This window comes from Lysinibacillus sp. Y5S-8, from assembly GCF_036894365.1.
In the GTDB taxonomy this organism is placed as follows: Bacteria; Bacillota; Bacilli; order Bacillales_A; family Planococcaceae; genus Lysinibacillus; species Lysinibacillus fusiformis_D.
The window spans coordinates 2,814,438-2,833,727 of record NZ_CP145889.1; the positions used below are offsets into that span (position 1 = coordinate 2,814,438).

General features: G+C 39.0%; 17 protein-coding genes and 2 riboswitches. Of the genes, 9 read left to right on the forward strand and 8 right to left on the reverse strand.

Features of this window, described 5'->3' with window-relative positions; genetic code table 11:
• Positions 1–13: 13 nt before the first annotated feature.
• The gene (gene cobJ, locus V6670_RS13665) at positions 14–1,681 is read right to left on the reverse strand and encodes a precorrin-3B C(17)-methyltransferase (RefSeq protein ID WP_058844512.1); all 1,668 of its coding nucleotides are present in this window, start codon (positions 1,679–1,681) and stop codon (positions 14–16) included.
• A 4-nt stretch (positions 1,682–1,685) separates the two neighbouring features.
• Positions 1,686–2,057 carry a (2Fe-2S) ferredoxin domain-containing protein gene (locus V6670_RS13670; protein WP_036120017.1) on the reverse strand — a complete coding sequence of 124 codons (372 nt, stop codon included), beginning with the start codon at positions 2,055–2,057 and terminating at the stop codon, positions 1,686–1,688.
• A gap of 146 nt (positions 2,058–2,203) precedes the next feature.
• A riboswitch (cobalamin riboswitch) is annotated at positions 2,204–2,386 on the reverse strand.
• Between the two features lie 257 nt (positions 2,387–2,643).
• Positions 2,644–2,829: riboswitch (cobalamin riboswitch) on the forward strand.
• Positions 2,830–2,971: 142 nt separating this feature from the next.
• On the opposite strand from V6670_RS13670, the gene V6670_RS13675 reads away from it, so the two are divergent.
• The 5 genes from V6670_RS13675 (at position 2,972) to V6670_RS13695 (ending at position 9,476) form a co-directional block, all read left to right on the forward strand.
• Positions 2,972–3,718, forward strand: coding sequence for an energy-coupling factor ABC transporter permease (locus tag V6670_RS13675; RefSeq protein ID WP_036120014.1), 747 nt, complete (start codon positions 2,972–2,974; stop codon positions 3,716–3,718).
• Positions 3,719–3,721: 3 nt separating this feature from the next.
• Positions 3,722–3,994, forward strand: coding sequence for an energy-coupling factor ABC transporter substrate-binding protein (locus tag V6670_RS13680; protein ID WP_058844510.1), 273 nt, complete (start codon positions 3,722–3,724; stop codon positions 3,992–3,994).
• A gap of 5 nt (positions 3,995–3,999) precedes the next feature.
• Positions 4,000–4,773 carry a cobalt ECF transporter T component CbiQ gene (cbiQ, locus tag V6670_RS13685; protein ID WP_141903640.1) on the forward strand — a complete coding sequence of 258 codons (774 nt, stop codon included), beginning with the start codon at positions 4,000–4,002 and terminating at the stop codon, positions 4,771–4,773.
• Positions 4,770–5,606, forward strand: a complete 837-nt coding sequence (locus V6670_RS13690; RefSeq protein WP_141903639.1) for an ATP-binding cassette domain-containing protein — start codon at positions 4,770–4,772, stop codon at positions 5,604–5,606. The genes cbiQ and V6670_RS13690 overlap by 4 nt, the downstream gene beginning before the upstream one ends.
• A gap of 372 nt (positions 5,607–5,978) precedes the next feature.
• Positions 5,979–9,476: a S8 family peptidase gene (locus V6670_RS13695; RefSeq protein WP_338651423.1), complete on the forward strand. Its 3,498-nt coding sequence runs from the start codon at positions 5,979–5,981 to the stop codon at positions 9,474–9,476.
• Positions 9,477–9,577: 101 nt separating this feature from the next.
• On the opposite strand, the gene V6670_RS13700 is transcribed toward V6670_RS13695, so the two are convergent.
• Together V6670_RS13700 and V6670_RS13705 are read right to left on the reverse strand one after the other, a co-directional pair.
• Positions 9,578–10,018 (reverse strand): GNAT family N-acetyltransferase, encoded by a 441-nt coding sequence (locus V6670_RS13700; protein ID WP_338651424.1) that lies wholly within the window; start codon positions 10,016–10,018, stop codon positions 9,578–9,580.
• A 115-nt stretch (positions 10,019–10,133) separates the two neighbouring features.
• The gene (locus V6670_RS13705; protein WP_141903636.1) at positions 10,134–11,222 is read right to left on the reverse strand and encodes a glycosyltransferase family 4 protein; all 1,089 of its coding nucleotides are present in this window, start codon (positions 11,220–11,222) and stop codon (positions 10,134–10,136) included.
• A 257-nt stretch (positions 11,223–11,479) separates the two neighbouring features.
• Here V6670_RS13705 and V6670_RS13710 point away from each other — a divergent pair, with 257 nt between their 5' ends.
• The 3 genes from V6670_RS13710 to V6670_RS13720 are packed head-to-tail and all read left to right on the forward strand — an operon-like array spanning position 11,480 to position 13,992.
• Positions 11,480–12,079 carry a glycosyltransferase family 2 protein gene (locus V6670_RS13710; RefSeq protein WP_141903635.1) on the forward strand — a complete coding sequence of 200 codons (600 nt, stop codon included), beginning with the start codon at positions 11,480–11,482 and terminating at the stop codon, positions 12,077–12,079.
• A 30-nt stretch (positions 12,080–12,109) separates the two neighbouring features.
• Entirely contained in the window at positions 12,110–13,138 is a 1,029-nt protein-coding gene (locus tag V6670_RS13715; RefSeq protein WP_141903784.1) for a polysaccharide biosynthesis protein, read from the forward strand.
• On the forward strand, positions 13,135–13,992 hold the full coding sequence (locus V6670_RS13720; protein WP_338651425.1) for a sugar nucleotide-binding protein: 858 nt from the start codon (positions 13,135–13,137) through the stop codon (positions 13,990–13,992). The genes V6670_RS13715 and V6670_RS13720 overlap by 4 nt, the downstream gene beginning before the upstream one ends.
• Before the next feature lie 56 nt (positions 13,993–14,048).
• Here the strand turns inward: V6670_RS13720 and V6670_RS13725 are convergent, their stop codons facing one another.
• The 3 genes from V6670_RS13725 to V6670_RS13735 are packed head-to-tail and all read right to left on the reverse strand — an operon-like array spanning position 14,049 to position 17,506.
• Positions 14,049–14,801: an alpha/beta hydrolase gene (locus V6670_RS13725; RefSeq protein ID WP_141903633.1), complete on the reverse strand. Its 753-nt coding sequence runs from the start codon at positions 14,799–14,801 to the stop codon at positions 14,049–14,051.
• A gap of 20 nt (positions 14,802–14,821) precedes the next feature.
• Positions 14,822–16,060: a DNA polymerase IV gene (locus V6670_RS13730; RefSeq protein WP_141903632.1), complete on the reverse strand. Its 1,239-nt coding sequence runs from the start codon at positions 16,058–16,060 to the stop codon at positions 14,822–14,824.
• Between the two features lie 48 nt (positions 16,061–16,108).
• A complete protein-coding gene (locus V6670_RS13735; RefSeq protein WP_141903631.1) occupies positions 16,109–17,506 on the reverse strand; it encodes a PLP-dependent aminotransferase family protein in 1,398 nt (465 codons plus the stop codon).
• A 128-nt stretch (positions 17,507–17,634) separates the two neighbouring features.
• Between V6670_RS13735 and V6670_RS13740 the strand changes: the two genes are divergently transcribed.
• Positions 17,635–18,798, forward strand: a complete 1,164-nt coding sequence (locus V6670_RS13740) for a PLP-dependent aminotransferase family protein (protein ID WP_036119952.1) — start codon at positions 17,635–17,637, stop codon at positions 18,796–18,798.
• Positions 18,799–18,898: 100 nt separating this feature from the next.
• On the opposite strand, the gene V6670_RS13745 is transcribed toward V6670_RS13740, so the two are convergent.
• Positions 18,899–19,021, reverse strand: a complete 123-nt coding sequence (locus tag V6670_RS13745) for a hypothetical protein (protein WP_255358819.1) — start codon at positions 19,019–19,021, stop codon at positions 18,899–18,901.
• Between the last annotated feature and the right edge of the window lie 269 nt (positions 19,022–19,290).

The window sequence follows — 19,290 nt, forward strand, 5'->3', positions numbered from 1 at the left end:
TCTTTTCTCCTTACTAGTCGCCGCACGGAGCTGGCTCTACTTTTATTTTGGAAGACATATCTTGATACGTAAAATGCAATATCTTTTTCACACGTTTAAAATATTTAAATAAACGTTCATTTGGGTGGGCATTTGCTTTATATTCTTCAATAATATCTGTAATTAGTGGAATCAGTTGTTCAGGCTCCAACCCTTCTACAACAGGCTGTGCTGCATGGGCCGTACGACCAACTGGCTTCGCCCCAATAAAGACATCAAATTTACTTTTGCGATAGACAATACCAATATCATCAAATACAGCCCTGTAACAGGCCATACCACAGCCGTTAAAGCCGATATTTAATGTTTTCGGCAAAGACATACCACCTAATTTTTGTTGTATCTCTTCTGCATAAGGAATCGAATCGGCCTTTTCACCATAGCAAAAATCACAAGCCTTCAAGGATAGCACATCACCAATCGGCGCTAATAAAAAGCCTACTTCCTGTAGTTTCTCCGTAATACGTTCAGGGGCAGTCGTTGGGATTTTCAAATGGATTTGATGGTCTGGTGTATATTCCATCGTTCCCTCTTCCCCAACGACCTCTGCTAACGTCATCATTTGCTGAGGTGTGAAAAACTTATTCACCACTCCTGGGCTTACAGCTAATTCAAAAATTGATTCTATTTTTTGCTGTACAAGCTTCGGCGTTACTTTGACTGCACTTGTTCCTTTCACCATTGCGAGTGCCGCTGTAGCCATTTCAAGTGCTGTTTTTTTCGGCTTTGGCGTAGCGGCTACACTGGGTTTATTAAAACGCCCTGCATTAGGATCTGCTGTAAAGTCTTGTCGTGCAGTCCCTGTCTCTTGGTTCATTGCCCAAGGTTCATTTTCTTCACGTAAACGTTGATGTGGACGTAATGGTTGTTTTTCTTCACCCAATGTATATTTACGTTGATAGCCACGTGGTGTAATCATTTTATTGTCATAGAAAAATGTCGACGAATTACCAATAATGACTGTCGTCAGCATTCCAATATCATGCTCCAGCATTTCGGCTAATGTTGTCATCGTCACTTCTTGACGATCGCGGTAAGCACTTTTCACAAGTCCTACTGGTGTGTCAGGCGAACGATACTCTAAGAGAATGCGCTGTGCTTCGACAATTTGTCTTGTTCGGCGACCGCTTTTTGGGTTGTATAAAGCGATTACAAAATCCGCCATAGCGGCTGCCTCGACGCGCTTGGCAATTAAATTCCATGGTGTTAGATGGTCACTTAAACTAATCGTACAGGCATCATGCATAATCGGGGCACCAAGTAAGCTAGCACATGAATTGATAGCAGAAATACCAGGGACAATTTCTACCTCAATCCCCGTTGCTTCTGTCCAGCCTAGCTCAATCAATACCTCATACACTAATCCCGCCATACCATAGACACCCGCATCACCACTTGAAATGACTGAGACAATGCTTCCAGCCTCTGCTTGGCGAACCGCTTCCTGCGCACGGGACACCTCTTCGGTCATTCCAGTACTGACAATCGACTTCGCACTGACTAAATCTTGAATCAACTCCACGTAGGTTTTGTAGCCTATGATCATATCACTTTGTTGTAATGCCTCTACCGCCCGTGTCGTAATATGCTTAAAGTCTCCAGGTCCAAAGCCCACTACGAAAATTTTTCCTTTTTGCGCCATGTTGTTACCCCTCTTTCACCTTTTCGATCCCTTTAATGGCTGTCGTTTGTGCTGTACGCTGTAATGTACCTTCACGAAGTGTAAAGACATGTTCGTTGTATAAGGATTCATGATGTAAATCTTGTACGAGTGTTCTAGCATGCTCTGTTGATGGTACACGATACCAATTCCCTTGCGGATAGGCGATGACCACACAAGCATCCTTGCATCGTCCATTACAGCGCGTTCTTGTTGTATGTATCTCTTGATCAAGTGCTTGCTGTTGTATTTCTTCTCGAATAGCTAGGGTAATTTCCTCCCCACCTTTGTTCATGCAGCTACTACCATTACAAATAAAGAGATGTGTTTTCATCCCCTCTAAATTCCATGTTGTCATCTTCTGTCTCCCCTCATTTGCTTTCTGGAAAAAGAAAAACCTTTACTCTAATTACGGAGAGTAAAGGTTTTGTAGAAGCCAAATAAAAACGAATAAAATAAAATACAGGTACTCGCTCTCGCTTCAACTTCTCCCTCCGAAAAGTTTGCATGCACAATCAAATAAGCAGGTTTCCTGACTTAAGCTTCATTTTACTATCGCGCCTTCCCAAGTTTGCACCAGTGGCTTTGCGATTTCATCAGCTATTACAGTAGCGGGGGCTGTATTGGATTTTCACCAATTTCCCTATTATCTCGAGTTATTCGAGCACTTATCGACGTTTTATATGAAATTTATTATCTTCTTTATAGAATAGAAAACTGTCTCTATCATATCTCATTATTTTAAAATTTCAATATTTCTATAAAAATTTATGACAATTTTATCAATTTTGTGTGTAGACCGGGTATAAAAATTATAATATCTCCTTATTTATGACAATTCAGTAGTTATCAGAATTTTCTCCATTGACCTTCAATTGAAAATATTTTTAAAAAAAGTATAGCATATTTATGGAAAATCATGTTACACTTTGTCGTGAAATCTCACAACTTAATGTTTTTTCGGTGTAAAATACTTATCATTTTGCTTAAAAGGGAAGCCGGTTTGAGTCCGGCGCGGTCCCGCCACTGTATTAGGGAGCTTTATAGAACATGTCACTGTCCAACGGATGGGAAGACCTATAAAGTGTTGAACTAGAGCCAGGAGACCTGCCGAAAAATATGTGATCGTTTCAGCCTACGAGGATAGGTGTGCGGCTTAGCAGATGAGAATGTTATTTGCTTTTTTAGCTATGCACTTTTCCAACAACGGAGAAGTGCTTTTTTATTTACGCACGCTACATTCTAAAAATCTATTAGTAAGGAGGAAAGCTGTTGAAATTTTCATGGTGGAAACTTAGTTATTTTTTATTGGCCTTTTTACTCGTGCCAAAACGTGCCTTTGCTATGCATATCATGGAAGGTTTTTTACCAATCGAATGGGCTATTTTTTGGTGGGTCATCTCTATCCCATTTATTATTCTAGGATTGCGCTCCATTCGCAAAACGATTGAAGAAAACCCTGAAACCAAAATGCTTTTAGGTCTTTCAGGAGCCTTTGCTTTTGTGCTGTCGGCGTTAAAAATCCCTTCGGTTACAGGTAGTTGCTCCCACCCAACTGGTGTTGGACTTGGAACGGTTTTATTCGGACCTCTAGCTATGAGTGTCATCGGAACGATTGTTTTATTATTCCAATCTTTATTATTAGCACATGGTGGGATTACCACTTTAGGAGCGAACGCCTTCTCTATGGCGATTGTAGGCCCATTTATTGCTTACTTTGTCTTTAAAGGGGCTCAAAAAATAGGGTTGTCATTTTCACTAGCTGTTTTTTTTGCTGCGATGCTTGGTGACTTAGGTACATATGTTGTGACTTCTGTACAGTTAGCATTAGCCTTCCCTTCAGAGGTTGGCGGCTTTATGGCATCGTTTACAAAGTTCGCAGGTATTTTTGCCTTAACTCAAATTCCGTTAGCGGTGAGTGAAGGAATTTTAACGGTCATTGTGATGAATTTCTTGAAAAAGTACAATGTCAGCGAATTAAAAATGTTGCGTGTTTTCTCAACAAAGGAGGCACATTAGTAGATGAAACGAAATTTATTACTATTAGCGATTGTTGTGCTGTTAGCTATCATTCCATTGTTTATACAAAAAGGTGCAGAATTTGGTGGTGCTGATGGAGAGGCAGAAGCAGCCATTGGCGAAATCAATGCAGAATATGAACCGTGGTTTGAAAGCTTATGGGAGCCACCAAGTGGTGAAATTGAAAGCTTATTATTCGTGCTACAGGCAGCTATTGGAGCTGGTTTTATTGGCTACTTCATCGGCTATATGCGCGGCAAGCATAAAGAAGGTTAACCATTATGTTACTCATTGATAAGTATGCGTATCTTAATAAGCTAGCGTCCGTTCATCCGCTAGAAAAAATGATATTTTCAATTGGTCTACTTCTCGCAACGCTCATCATGAGAGATGAACGACTTTCACTCATTACATTTTTTGTAATGAGTGCTTTTATCATTTTAGGTGCAAAAATTCCGCTTACCTACTATGTTAAGTTATTATTGCTACCTGGATTTTTCTTACTAACAAGTCTTGTATCCATCTTGCTGTCAATCACACCAGCAACTCATGTATTACCTGCCCATCTGTGGTCTTTTACGTGGATGAATTGGACAATTTTCATCGGAAAAGCAAGTGCCCTATCCGCCCAACAATTGTTCTTTATTGTCCTTGGCAGTATTAGTTGTTTATACTTTTTGATTTTGACCACATCCGTACAAGGGATTTGCTATGTGCTCCGACAATGGCGACTGCCCTCTTTATTGGTTGAGCTTATTGAACTAACCTATCGTTTTATTTTTATATTTTTAGAAAGCATGTACAAAATACATCTTGCCCAGCAAGCGCGCCTTGGCTACCATTCTCCAATGCAATGGCTACGCTCCGTATCCATGCTTATTGTGGCGCTATTTGCTGAAATGTTTCAGCGTAGTCGTGAGCTTAATAATGCCATGCAGTCACGGGGTGGCGAAGCCGTCTACTGGCAAGAGATGGGCTCCTATAGCAAGAAAAATTGGCTAGGCATGGCGACACTATTCCTATTCCTGATTGTATATGGAGGGTACTTCTCATGACAGCATTCTATTTTGAACTAAACCGCTTGTCCTATGCCTATGCAGATGGTACGAAGGCGTTGTCAGACATTACTTTACACATTCCAAAAGGAAAAAAAATTGCCATACTTGGTCATAATGGCGCTGGAAAATCAACATTGTTTCAGCATCTTAATGGTATTTTACAACCGTCAGCTGGGACGATTGTTTTTGATGGCAACGAGCTTCAATATAGTCGAAAAGCTTTAAAGGCACTTCGCCAGCAAGTTGGCATTGTTTTTCAAGATGCGGATCATCAACTTTTTTCAGGTACTGTCAAGCAAGATATCGCATTTGGACCACTAAATCTTGGCTGGTCTACCGAAAAAATCGAAGAAAAAATAGCATGGGCTGTTGCGCAAACGGAAATAGGCGATTTACTCGATAAACCTATTCATTTTCTAAGCGTAGGTCAGAAAAAGCGTGTGGCGATGGCAGGTGTTTTAGCGATGGAGCCCTCTGTCCTCTTATTAGATGAACCAACAGCAGGCCTTGACAATTATTATGCTACCCAAGTTCTACAGTACCTAGGTAAATTAGAAGACGGCGAAAGAACCATTTTACTTGCTACCCATGACATTCCCCTTGCTTATGAATGGGCAGATCAAATCATTGTCATGGAGGCAGGGAATATCATTTATAACGGAGACCCGATCGAGTTGTTTTATGAAGAAGAATTGCTGCAACGCGCACATCTCGAACGTCCATGGGTTTTTGATATGTTCATGACATTACAAAAAAAGAAGCTATTGCAGGAAAACATTACACCCCCCCGCTCCAAGTATGAATTACAACAATTAATAGAACAATTGTAGACAAAAGTCATCGAGAAATTCTCTCTCGATGGCTTTATCATTTTTTATTTTCTTTCATATTCAAAAATTAGTAAACTACTACGAAATCAAAGGACTCGATTTATGTTAGCGATACGTCAAATTCGTTGCGATGTCTTTGATAGTTTGGCATGCCAAAAACATATTGGATAAACGTAAAAGAACGGCGCGTGCAATACTTGGAAGTCCATCAGCTGAATAGAGGCTTTCTACTAATTAGTTGTAAAACAAAAAACTTTAGACAATTCGAAGGAAAAAATAGTGAAAAATTTTCCTCCTTTACGAAACTTTTCTAATCCTTATCCGTATTAATAGAGTCGAGACTTAATTTATAACACCAAGGAGAGATAACAATTGAAAAGTTTGTTTAAAAAATCAGTCGCTATTGTAGCATCCGCTACACTAATGGTTCCCGCTGCTTCTGCCTTTGCTGAAGTACCTCAGCATAAAGCCAAGAATGTACTGGCAAGTAGTATGAAACAAACAGAGCAGAATGAAGAAAAATGGATGAGTAAGGATAAAATTGTTATCAAGCATTCAGGTCTTGATAAAAATGTACATAAAAACATTGGCTCCAAAGTCATCCGCTCCATTCCTTCATTAGGCTATGATGTGGTACAACTGAATAAGGGCGTATCAATAGAAAAAGCAGTTGCTTACTATCTAAAGCAAGATGGCATTACAAGTGTATCTCCTAGCTATGTGTATCGCTCTTTTCAAACAGAAGTCGATCCAAAGAAACAAGAGATGTATCATTTAAACCTACTGCAAATGGATAAGGCACTAGAATTAGCGGGTGAGCATGATGTGACAGTCGCTGTCATTGATTCTGGTGTAGATTTTAAACACCCCGATCTAAAATCTCAAGTACTCCCACCCTATAATGCAGCAGCACCAGCGAATACTACTTATCCAGGTGATCACGGAACACATGTAGCTGGTATTATCGCCGCAGCTAAAGATAATGGCATAGGCGGACACGGTGTGAATCCGAAAGCGAAGCTACTACCCATTGACGTATTTAATGGCAAAGAAGGTGCAAATGATTTCATTATTGCACAAGGCATTCTGTATGCTATTGAACAGGGTGTTGACGTCATTAATATGAGTCTAGGGGGCTACGGGGAATCTCCGCTGATGAAAGAAGCCGTTCAGAAAGCCGTTGACAGTGGTATTACAATTGTGGCAGCCGCGGGCAATGAATCAACAGATGAATACTCCTTCCCTGCTTCTTATGAAGGTGTTATTAGTGTAGGTTCAACGAATGAGCGCAACAAACTATCAAGCTATTCAAATTACGGACCGTCCGTTGATGTTGTTGCACCAGGTGAAGAGATTTATAGTACCGTTCATGATGACAAAAAAGGATCATCCTTCATCAAATTCAGTGGTACATCCATGGCATCACCTGTAGTGGCAGGCGTCGCCTCTCTTCTTAAATCAAAATATCCACATTTAAAGCCGCATGAAATAGAGGCAATTTTGGAAATGACGGCACAAGATTTAGGAGCAAAAGGCTATGATCTTACCTATGGTCATGGACTAATCGATCCAGTCAAAGCATTGCAATTCGATTTAAATAAACTACCTAAACACTATTCAGAGTCGAAAGAAGAACGCATACAAAACGCTAAAGTTCTTGCTAAAAATACGTTAAATATCGAACACGGCGCTTTCGAGCAGCAAGATGAAAAGAAATGGTATAAAGTCGATTTAGACGCAAATGAATATGCTCAGCTAACATTAAAAGGTGCAAACAAATATGATTATGCCTTTGATTTATATTTCTACCCAAATAATCATAAGGGTGAAGTAGAGCCGATTCATGTCAATGATGTTCGCGTAGGAAAAAAAGAAGGTTATTTATTTAAAGCAGATCAAAAAGGGACGCTTTTAATTGCTGTCAAAGATCATAATGGTAGCTATAGCTTAAAAGGCAAATCTACTTACACGTTTACAGCACAAACGACGAAGAGTTTGCCAATTGATACATTAGATAAATCTACTATGGCGCCGATAAATAAGTTCCCTTATAGTACGGCAGGCAAAAACTATACCCTTCTGTCAAAAGATCAACAACGGGATCAAGATTATTTCACATTCTCTGTAAAAGAACCAACGACATTACAATTCGACCTGTCGGGTATTCCAGGTGTCACAGCCTCTATGGAGCTTTATCTCAAGGATGACTTTCAGCCGATACTAGAAGAAGCTGAGCAAGCTAAAATTGATGACAGCGAAGAAGAACAAGCCTATCCTATGCAAACAGCAAATGGTACAGCGAAAGGTGAAGCAGTTAGCATGATTATCGATGCTGTACCGAATCAGGAATATGTTTTAAGTGTCTCTAATGAGAGTAATAGTGAGTTTTCTATGGAAATGTTCTTTAGTGGTGGTATTGAAAAAGAAGAAACAGTTAGTGAATCGATGATTCCTTACACATTAAAAGGTGAAGTGGTTACCCTTCCACCAGACGAGGATGGGCTACCGTTAAATGAAGCCATGTTAGAAGAAGGTATGCCAGAGGGACAATTACCGATTACACCAAGTAAAACTAAAAAACGCAATGAAATTGACAGCCTAATGGGTATGCTAATGAATCCAACGGCGTCAGGAAATCTAGAAAATGTTGAGCCGATTATAAAACAGGCTATACGCTTTGAAATTGGTGAAAATAAGAAAGCTTATTTCCAAACAGACTATGATGAGGATTATTTCTTATTTAAAACGAAGGAAGATGCCCTTTATAGTTTCAGCTTTATCAAAGGGATGAACCAAAAGCCTACTGGTACCGTATTTGAATATGATGAGGAAGCAAAGGAATTAATCCCTGTTTCTTCCTTAACAAATGACCTTGGATTACTAGCACTACTGCTTGGTTCGACTGGAAATGAAAACGATGCAAAGGTCATCCCATTGAAAAAGGATAAAACCTATGTGGTCGCTGTTGTCAATGCAGGAGAACGGTCTGCTGAACCTTATACGTTGAAAACAAAAAAAATCGGTGACATTCCAGCAGATTACAACCCAGACAATCATGAGGAAGCAAAAGCACTGAAAATTCAGCCAGGTACGACTTATAAAGACCATCTTATTTATCAAGATGATGTAGATTATTACTACTATAAGCAAGAAGGCAATGATGAAGTGATGAGTCTGCTTCTTTCTTCTACCCCATTTACAAATGAACAATTAGCTCAACTACCAAAAGAGCTTCAAAAAGATTTAAAATTTGCTGGCTCTATTATTGAAGATACGAACGGCAATAAGAAAATTGATCCGAAAGAAATGGAAACAGAAATTCCATTTGGACTAAGCGATAATATTCTTGAATTATTACTTGGAATGGGTGGAACAACAGATGTAAATACATCCTTCAAAGCCAAAAAAGACCGCGGTTATTTTATCCTTGTCAACAGCATGGGTCTTGGTCAAGTGTCTGTACAACCGTATACTTTAACGATGTTCAACCATCAGCAAGCAGATGAAGATGCAGATTCTGAATTAGTGAATGGTGTACCAACAAAACCATCTGCCCTGACAAAAAAAGATGATAAATGGGTTGCAACTCAATATTTAAATGCAGGTATTCCTTTCGGTGATAAGGACTATTTTGAGTTTAATAATGTCCAAAAACGCGATGTCGTTTTTTCACTTCAAACAGAAAAAGCATTAGATGGTGTGATCCGAGTGATTGATGCGAACGGAAAAACCGTTAAAACCTTCGATCTTTACGGAGCTGGCGATACTGAAGTTGGTACAGTTGAACTACAAGCTGGTAAATACTATATTGAAGTCAGTGAGTATTATGGCAAAGCAAGCACACAACCATATACACTTGAAATTAAATAAGTAAAATCAAGCAACATCCCCTAGATACTATTTGCTATCTAGGGGATGTTTTGATAAAAAAAAGCATCTTCATCCGAAGACGAGATGCTGGCAAGTTCCACCTACATAAAATATTTCACATAATTACAATATTCATCTTGCTTCATATGAAGTTTTTCATAGAGTTTACGTGCATTTACATTCTCAGCCGCCGTTTGTAGCGTGACATAGCGAGCACCTTGCTGCTCACAATATCGAAAAACCTTTTCCATCAATGTCTTGCCCACCCCTAGGCCTCTAGCATCTTCTGTTACATAAATATCATTTAAAATATAGGCACATTGTAAAGCGATGGATGAAAATGTTGGATACAATTGTGTAAATCCAATCATCTTGCCATCTACCAATGCTACAAAAATGACTGACTCTTTTAAAGCCAATCGTAATTGTAAAAATGCCTTGGCACTGCTTATATCTGGCTCGATCCCATAAAATTGACGATATTCATCAAACAGTTTTGATAAATCCTCTAGTTCATGCATTGTCGCTTGTCGTATTTCCATTCCTGTCTCCCCTTGTGTCTTCCCATGATTGTCTAACATGATGAATCTAGTTTTTATTATATAGGAAATAATGGTATAAAGAAAAGAATAGTCTTCAAAATCGAGAGAGGATTGTTTATTCATTTAAATATTCAGCGACCCTTTTCACAATATGGCACCAGTTTAATTCCTTTCGAGCAAATGCTTGAAGCTGTACACAAGTATCGGCCAGCAATGATTCCTGTGTGGCAACTTGCTGCAATGTCCGACCAATCCCCTCCCAATCATGTGTCGGATGAATTGTACCGAAGCGTTGTTGCATTGTAATATCGGTAGCCCCATCAACATCAGTAGTCACGATATAGCAGCCATTTTTAGCAGCCTCTGCAAAAACATGGGCATAGCATTCTACTACAGATGTTAAACAAAAAATTTTAGCCTTACGGTACTCTTCTTCTAATTGCACCTTATCATAAATTGGCCCTACCATCGTTACTTGAGCGGCAGTTGGATGGCCATCTAGCAACTGCCTTAGCTCCTCTTGATAGGAGGCAGACATAGGTCCTACTAAACGAAGCTCCCAGTCTGGAAGCTGGGCAGCTAGAAAGGCTTTGACTGTCAAAATCGTTTGCTTCTCTGGTGCATCTAAGCGCCCCACTGCTAAAATTCTATTTTCCTTGTCATGAAAGGACACAGGTGCTGTGGGAAAATGCTCATAAAAGCCATTGGGGATATGTTTAATCGCTAATTGCGAATACACTTGAATAGCGGTTTGAATGGACACACATTCGGAGGATAGCAGATCACATAATTGCAGTAGCTCTAAAAAGTATGGATAGGATTTTAATCGATGTAACCAAAATCGATTTACATCTAACTTCATATAAATTTTTCCTTGCGGATTATAATGCTTATAGGTTTTCAGAATGGCTAAATAAGATGGATACGGCCCTATGGCAAAGGCAATGTCAATGTCCTTTGCATGCTTGGCTAAATAAGCATTCATATTCGCCACATAATCCTTCTCAAATGGTATGGACTCAAATTTTACAGTTGGAAAAGCTTGTTGAAGAAGGGCTTCATTCATCTCTGTTGTCACAATACTTACTTCATAGCCTAATTCCTCCCCTAGCAAAATAGGCACGAGACACAAATCTTTGAAAATATGTGCATCAGACAGTTTATAAGATTCCACGCTACAAATAAATGCGATCCTTTTTGACATTGTATCCCTCTTTCTAAAAAAAGCGCTCTAGCTAGTTTATGACCCTTCCTGCTAAACGTGCATACCTTAGTAAATTTTTCCCCCTATCCTGCTTGTTCTCTAGTAAACAGAAATCGTCTACAGAAAAGCGTCTCTCTTAAAAACTTCCTAAAACAAGCAATTGCCTACAATAGCTCTATGTCCACGCATATTGTATTAAAGAATCTGCTCAGTCACATAGAAGAACTCTACTACTAGATAAAGAATGGAGGGATAAAATGAAGATAAGTTTTTTATCACCTGCGTTTAATAGTGAAGAATGGATCTTAACAATGCTTGACAGTATTCCTAAAGAATATGCCTATGAAATTATCATTGTGGATGATGGTTCTACTGACAATACATTAGCCATTTTACAGGACTATCAAAAAAACTGTGCAGCTTTAAAAATCATCGTGCATCCAACGAACCTTGGGGCAAGTGTTGCTTATAATCGCTGCATTACAGAGGCGACAGGAGACTATATAGCCATCATCGATAGCGATGACCACTACTTGCCAGCTATTCGTAATGTATTAGCACAAGTGGATGGCACATTTGATGTTTACTATTACAACATGATCATTAAAAATGGCTTCGCCTTTATTAAAGATGAATCGAATCGCTATTCCTTACCCGGACAATTTAAAATCATTCGAAGAAGTTTAATTGGGGATGCAAAATTTACAATACGCAAAGATATAGCAGGAGATTGGGATTTTAATTGTGCCCTCATGGATAAAAATCCGACAAGTAAATATACAAACGAATTTGCTTACTGGTACAACTATCCTAGAGAAAACTCAGAATGTGATCTACACCAAAGAGGATTGAAATAAAAGCATGCAGGAGGTGTAATGAACCATACAATGTTTACAAATAAAATATTACTGATTACGGGAGGCACTGGCTCTTTTGGTAACGCTGTACTAAAGCGATTCCTCAATACGGATATTAAGGAAATTCGTATTTTTTCAAGGGATGAAAAAAAGCAAGATGATATGCGCAAGCTCTATCAGCATAGTAAAATCAAATATTATATCGGAGATGTCCGTGATATTCAAAGCATCCATACCGCTATGTATAATGTGGACTATGTGTTCCATGCCGCTGCTCTCAAGCAAGTTCCCTCCTGCGAATTTTTCCCTTTAGAAGCTGTGAAAACGAATATTTTAGGAACCGATCATGTCCTAACAGCTGCCATTCAGGCTGGTGTCAAGAAAATGATCTGCCTCTCTACAGATAAAGCAGCCTACCCTGTCAATGCCATGGGAATATCCAAAGCGATGATGGAAAAAACGTTTATCGCTAAATCCCGAATGGTTGATCCTCATCATACGCTCATTTGTGGCACTAGATATGGCAATGTTATGGCTTCACGGGGCTCTGTCATTCCCTTATTTATTGAACAAATAAAAGCTGGAAAGCCGTTAACGATTACAGATCCAAACATGACACGTTTTATGATGACTCTTGATGAGGCTGTTGAATTAGTATTGTACGCTTTCTCACATGCACAAAATGGAGATATTATGGTACAAAAATCTCCCGCGGCAACAATAGCCAATTTAGCTCAAGCATTACTTGAGATTTTTCAGGCAAACAATGCCATCCAAATTATTGGGACACGGCATGGGGAAAAAATGTATGAGGTATTATGTACAAAAGAAGAATCGGCAAAAGCCGTTGATATGGGCAATTTTTATCGAATCCCTGCAGATAATCGGGATTTAAATTATGGAAAATACCTCGATGAGGGCTCTCCTAAAATTACATTAACCGATGAATATAACTCCAACAATACACAACAATTAAGTGTGGCTGACATCAAAGAAAAATTATTAACATTACCGCTTATTCAAGAAGAGCTTCTTTATTGGACTGGAGGAACGCCATGAAATTCTTAGTGCTCGGCGCTACTGGCATGGCTGGCCATACCATTGCCATCTATTTATGTGAACAAGGGCATGATGTGACAACTTACGCTAGAACCCCTTTCCCATCTGGGAACCATATAATGGGCGATGTGATGGACGCTATATTTTTACGGTCGCTGTTAGTAGATCATGATTTTGATGTCGTCATTAATTGTATTGGTGTCTTAAACGAAGCTTGTACGGTATATCCTGCACAAAGCATTTGGCTGAATAGTTATTTACCGCATGCCATTGTCTCTCTCCTAGAAAACCGACAAACAAAGCTGATTCATCTAAGTACTGATTGCGTATTTTCAGGGAAAAATGCCCCCTACTATGAAACTAGCATACGAGACGGTGAAACCTTTTATGATCGCACAAAAGGCTTGGGGGAGATTGAGCACAACAAGCATTTAACATTTCGTAACTCGATTATTGGCCCTGATTTAAAAAACGATGGCATCGGACTATTCAATTGGTTTATGCAACAAAAAGGTCCCATTCACGGTTATACGGGGGCTATTTGGACGGGAGTAACTACACTTACATTAGCAAAAGCCATTGAACGGGCTGTCCAAGAAGATTTAACAGGACTCTATCATCTCGTCAATACTACAAATATTTCAAAATACGACTTACTTCAACTATTGAATAAACACTTTATGGACAGCAACATAAAAATTCTTCCTCATCGGCTCGTTAATGTCAATAAAACATTAATGAATACTAGAAATGACTTCTCCTTTGTTGTCCCTAGCTATGAGGAAATGATTGTAGAGATGAAGGACTCGATGTTACAGCATAAAGATTTATATCCTCATTATTTTCAAGCTTAAATACACTTTTCCTGTCAACTCCATTATGAGTTTGAACATTCATAATGGAGCCCCCCCTATTGAATCACTGTCCCCTCAGGTAGTTGACCATTCTTAATCCAATTTTCTACAAAATGGTTGAAAAATGCAGGTTGGGCTAATGATACTCCATGACCAATGTTGTGCAATATGACACCATGACTATTTGGATGACTTTGAACAAGGGCTTTAGCTGATTTTTTCATAATGCTTTTCTCTTTATCTCCTACCGTTATTAAAATTTTCCCTTGGGCTTTATGAAAATCATGCGGGATGGAAAACAACATATTTTCTCTCAAAATTTGAATCAATGTCTCTACTTTCATCGTAGCACTCTCTTGATAATAGCGTTCAAAATCAAGATCATTGATGTATAGGGCTTTAGCTTGAAGTTTCGCAAATGTTTTATTTTTTATAAGTGGAAATGTCAGCCGAATGAACGGTTGAAGCATCCATTCCATAGCTGGAGAAGGTATCACAAGTGCACTATTGATAATGGTAAAATCGATTAAACTAGGCTTTATACTTAGCATTTGAATAGCGATTTGTGCTCCTAAAGAGAATCCAATCAGTATGACGGGCTTTCCAGTCGCCTTTTCTTCTAGAAGCTGGAGAAGCTCTCTGGCACTCTGCTCAATGGAGAATCCATTTTGTGACAACAGCTCTGGAACAACACAGTGATAATTAGAGAAATGCTGAATTTGTTGTTCCCACATCCAGCCACCGACTCCACCTCCATGAATAAACAGCATTAAAGGATTATGGACATCTCCATATGTTTTGTATCGCATGTATACACCTGCTTTCATTTTCAATCATGGTCATCTAAAAAATCCTTACTAAAACTTGTTTGTGATTGATAGGATGAACGTTTTCCTAAATCTACACCACGTTTTATAACCCCCTTCCCAAAACGTCCCTCAATTTCATCGACGATTTTGAGAATAGGTTCATCTTTTACATGTTCTTGAAAATCAAATATCGATAATTGTTGCGAGTAATCCTTACGATCCACTACATTAGAAACCGTCACGCCTAAAAGCCTTACTGGAGACTCATCCCAATGCTTATCAAACAAGGCACAAGCAATGTCATAGATGTCTTCAAAACGATAAAGAACATTAGACATTGTTTTTGATCGTGTGTGATTATGCCAACTTGCATCCCGTATTTGAATACTTACAGTGGAGCCCGCTAACCGTTTTGCCTCAAGTCGTTCAACCACCTTTTTACACAGACCTTCTATTGTTTTATGTAGTGCACGGACATCTGTTACATCTTCAGGTAAAGTTGTTGAATTTCCTACGCTTTTCGTATCAAAAATCGCTTCAGGATCGACCATACGTTGATCCACCCCATTAGCTCTTGCCCGCAGTCGCACACCATTCTTTCCTAAAATTTGCTTCATCCTAAACTCTTCCGTTTTCGCCAAATCACCAATCGTAAATATGCCATGTACATTTAATTTTTTGGCCGTACTCGCTCCAATTCCATGCATATCGACAACCTCTCGATGCCAAAGCTGCTGTTCAATATCCCGTATTCGTAGGACGGTAATTCCCAACGGTTTCTTCATATCAGAAGCTGTTTTTGCTAAAAATTTATTTGGTGCAATACCGATAGAGCAAGGTAAATCAAGCTCAGCTAAAATGCGCTCTTGTATTTCCTGGGCAATACTTAATGCATGTTGCTCCTTACTTAACTCTGTCACATCCATATAGCCCTCATCAATCGAAACTGGCTCCACTAAAGGGGTATAGCTACGAAGAATGGTAAACATTTCTTTGGATGCTTGACGATATTTTTTAAAATCTGGAGGCAATAACAATAGCTCAGGACATTTACGCTTCGCTTCATGGACAGTCATTGTTGTATAAATGCCAAGCGCTCTTGCTTCATAGGAACAGGTTACTAAAATGCCACGTCGCTCTTTTGGGTTGCCCGCAATGGCGATTGGCTTCCCTTTTAAGCTTGGATCATGTGCTTGCTCTACCGAAGCATAGAAACTATTCATATCCACATGAAAAATAACACGCCCTTTATGCGTCATGTCCATCACCTCTTCTCTCTCTTAGCTTTATTATACGCTTGATGACCTTTAGTCAACAAATACATAATCACCATTACTTTCTAGCAGATCCTTTAAAATAATTAAAGCTTGCTCCAGTTGAGCTTCTGGCGCTGCAATCGCTAAACGTATGGCATTCACTGGCTTTGTATTGCCTACAGCAAAACGTTCCGCTGCATAGACTTGTACGCCGGCTTTGGAGGCTAGCAATTCGAATTGAACTCCCGTAAATTTATCAGGCAAGTATAACCACCTAAAAATACATTCCTCCTCCCCTAAAATGTCGTAATCGCCTAAATATTTATTAACAAGCGCATTTTGCTGCTTCGCATATGCTCGGTGCTTTTCTAAAATCGTTTGTGCCACGCCTTCATGAATCAATCTTGCTGCTAGTTCCAGCATGAGCGGTGACACTGAAATATTGATATTATAGAGCGTTTCCATTATTTTTTTCCTTAATGCTGAAGGTGTCACAAGGAAGGATAAGCGTAAACCTGGCGAGAGCGTCTTGGACAGGCTAGCAATATAAATAACCTTATCGGGTGCATAAGAAGCAATGGGTGCAAGTGGCTGTTCTTTAAGAAAGCTATAAATCGCATCCTCAATCACAAGCAAATCCTTCTGCCTAGCCACTTCAGCAATCATTTTTCGTGTCTCCACCGACATCGTATGTGTCGTTGGATTATGAAAATCAGGGATCACATAGATTCCTTTAATATGCTCATTTTTACAGGCATAAAGCAATCCTTCTCTGGTCATTTCTCCTTGACATTGTTGAATAGCTACAAGCTGTATACCTAACATATTGGCTGCTGTTTTAATACCAGCATAAGTAATGGGATCTGTCCCAATACGGTCGCCTGGCTGAAATAAAGCTGCCAGTGTGCCCACAATGGCATTTTGTCCCCCTGCACCGAGCAAAATAGGCTGATCTGTTTGAAAATTCACCAATTCGAATAGCTTCATCACGGCTTCATTTTGCCAAGCATTGCCCTCAGGCCGACCATACTGAAATAGCTTGCTAAAACTAGGCTCGTTCAACATCTTTTTCATAAAGTGTGCAATATCATCATTGACCAGGTTGTCTGGTAATACAGAACCCATTTCAATCATAGGTGTTGCATGATTGTCTGGCAGTAACATTTTATTGCTAGCCGCATCTGTGGAAACAAATGTACCGCTGCCAATCGAGGCATAAATTAATCCTTTTTGTCCACACAGCTTAAAAGCTCGTGTAATGGTGCTTAAATTCACATCTAAAAAATCAGCTAATTCGCGTTGTGGAGGTAGTTTCGTTCCTGGCGTTAGCTTTCCATCTTTTATGTCTTGTTCCAGTTGGTGCGCAATAGCTATATATAATGGGGCAGAAATATTGCGAATATCTGGCTTCCAACTCATTGGATACTCGTCAAATGAATTAATAGGCATTCACTAAGCCCTTCTTTCTCTTAATTTGCATACAATAGTTTAATTGTCTTGCATACAATGATAATATTGTATGCACACGATGACAATGATATAATTTTTAAAAAATCAGAAAAAAAGGACCGATCATTATGCAATATTCTGAAAGAATCTTAAAAACACCATCCTCATTTATTCGAAATATTTTGAAAGTAACAGATGCAGAGGATGTTATTTCCTTTGCAGGCGGGCTTCCAAATCCCATTTCTTTCCCTATTGATGCGTTAAGAGCATCCGTAGATCATGCTATTACGGAAAATGGTAGCCGACTATTTCAATATTCTTCCACGCAGGGTTATGCACCATTACGTGAGTACATTGCCGCAAAGTACCAACGCGTGCATGGGCTTGATGTACAAGCTGAAGATGTATTTATTACAACAGGCTCACAGCAAGCTCTTGAACTGATTAGTAAAGTACTCATCAATAAAGGCGATGGCATTATCATCGAAGAGCCTGGATACTTAGGAGCCATTCAAGCCTTTACATTAAGTGAGCCTACTTTCTATGGGGTAACACTTGAAAACGATGGTCTTAACTTGGAAGAGTTAGAACGTGCGCTACAACAACCAAATGTAAAATTCATTTATACGGTGCCTAACTTCCAAAACCCAACAGGGCTCACATACTCGAAAGAAAAGCGTGAGCAAATTTGCGAAATAGTGGCAAAATACGATGTTGCATTAATTGAGGATGATCCATATGGAGAGTTACGTTTCCAAGGAGAGCCGCTTCCATATATCGGTGCTGGAAAATTAGATAATAGTATTTTACTAGGTTCTTTCTCTAAAACGGTCACACCTGGTATGCGACTTGGTTTTATCATTACAAAAAATAAAGAGCTTTTACAGCATATTGAAACAGCTAAGCAAGCGTCTGATCTGCATACAAATATTTTCTCGCAATATATCATCTACGATTATTTAGCAAGTAATGACTATTCGGAACATGTCAAAAAAATTATTACATTATATAAAAATCAATCCGAAGCAATGCTTGATGCGATGCAAGAGTTTTTCCCTGCCCATGTAGAATATACAAAACCTGAGGGAGGCATGTTCATCTGGGCAACAATGAAGGATGGTACATCAGCCCTTGATGTATTCCAGAAAGCGATGGAACAAAAGGTTGCATTTGTGCCTGGAGATCCATTCTATACATCTAAAACGAATGTCAATACGATGCGTCTCAACTATACAAATGCAACACCTGAAGTCATCCGTGAGGGAATTAAACGTTTAGCAAGTATTTTATAAAAATAGTAGCCGTATAAACGCTTTTCATAAGCGCTTATACGGCTTTTTGTTGTTCATAAAAAACAGCCCTCTATCAGGAGAGGGCTGTCTCAAAAGCAATTTATTTTGTATATGTTAACACTGCATTTTTCTTGAATTTTGCTAAAGCTTCTGTTGCCTCATTTTTGTTTGTATACTCAAAAATTCGGACATCCTTTTTATCAAATACTGTAATAACCCACATATGAAAAGCTCCCTTCTCCCATTATTTTTGTAATATAACAACCACCAAAATTTGTGAGACTACTTATCAACTGTTTTATAACAATTCCTTACTTGATTCTTATTTTACGCTGTTTTTTTCAAAAAGAAAGCTTTATGTGAAGTTCTTCACAAACTGTTCAATTTCAAAACGCTTTCATTGAACAATTTGTGAAAACCTTTCTTTTATAGGTATAAAAACAGCCAGTGATATCAGATCTATCCGGTACTTTTCAATTTTTATCCACTACT

What these genes read in the sequence shown, in the direction of transcription:
- V6670_RS13710 (WP_141903635.1), top strand. Translation starts at nt 11,480, where the DNA reads ATGAAGATAAGTTTTTTATCACCTGCGTTTAATAGTGAAGAATGGATC.
- V6670_RS13730 (WP_141903632.1), bottom strand. Translation starts at nt 16,060, where the DNA reads ATGACGCATAAAGGGCGTGTTATTTTTCATGTGGATATGAATAGTTTC.
- V6670_RS13745 (WP_255358819.1), bottom strand. Translation starts at nt 19,021, where the DNA reads ATGTGGGTTATTACAGTATTTGATAAAAAGGATGTCCGAATTTTTGAG.
- cobJ (WP_058844512.1), bottom strand. Translation starts at nt 1,681, where the DNA reads ATGGCGCAAAAAGGAAAAATTTTCGTAGTGGGCTTTGGACCTGGAGAC.
- V6670_RS13720 (WP_338651425.1), top strand. Translation starts at nt 13,135, where the DNA reads ATGAAATTCTTAGTGCTCGGCGCTACTGGCATGGCTGGCCATACCATT.
- V6670_RS13740 (WP_036119952.1), top strand. Translation starts at nt 17,635, where the DNA reads ATGCAATATTCTGAAAGAATCTTAAAAACACCATCCTCATTTATTCGA.
- V6670_RS13735 (WP_141903631.1), bottom strand. Translation starts at nt 17,506, where the DNA reads ATGCCTATTAATTCATTTGACGAGTATCCAATGAGTTGGAAGCCAGAT.
- V6670_RS13690 (WP_141903639.1), top strand. Translation starts at nt 4,770, where the DNA reads ATGACAGCATTCTATTTTGAACTAAACCGCTTGTCCTATGCCTATGCA.
- V6670_RS13725 (WP_141903633.1), bottom strand. Translation starts at nt 14,801, where the DNA reads ATGCGATACAAAACATATGGAGATGTCCATAATCCTTTAATGCTGTTT.
- V6670_RS13700 (WP_338651424.1), bottom strand. Translation starts at nt 10,018, where the DNA reads ATGGAAATACGACAAGCGACAATGCATGAACTAGAGGATTTATCAAAA.
- V6670_RS13705 (WP_141903636.1), bottom strand. Translation starts at nt 11,222, where the DNA reads ATGTCAAAAAGGATCGCATTTATTTGTAGCGTGGAATCTTATAAACTG.
- cbiQ (WP_141903640.1), top strand. Translation starts at nt 4,000, where the DNA reads ATGTTACTCATTGATAAGTATGCGTATCTTAATAAGCTAGCGTCCGTT.
- V6670_RS13670 (WP_036120017.1), bottom strand. Translation starts at nt 2,057, where the DNA reads ATGACAACATGGAATTTAGAGGGGATGAAAACACATCTCTTTATTTGT.
- V6670_RS13680 (WP_058844510.1), top strand. Translation starts at nt 3,722, where the DNA reads ATGAAACGAAATTTATTACTATTAGCGATTGTTGTGCTGTTAGCTATC.
- V6670_RS13715 (WP_141903784.1), top strand. Translation starts at nt 12,110, where the DNA reads ATGTTTACAAATAAAATATTACTGATTACGGGAGGCACTGGCTCTTTT.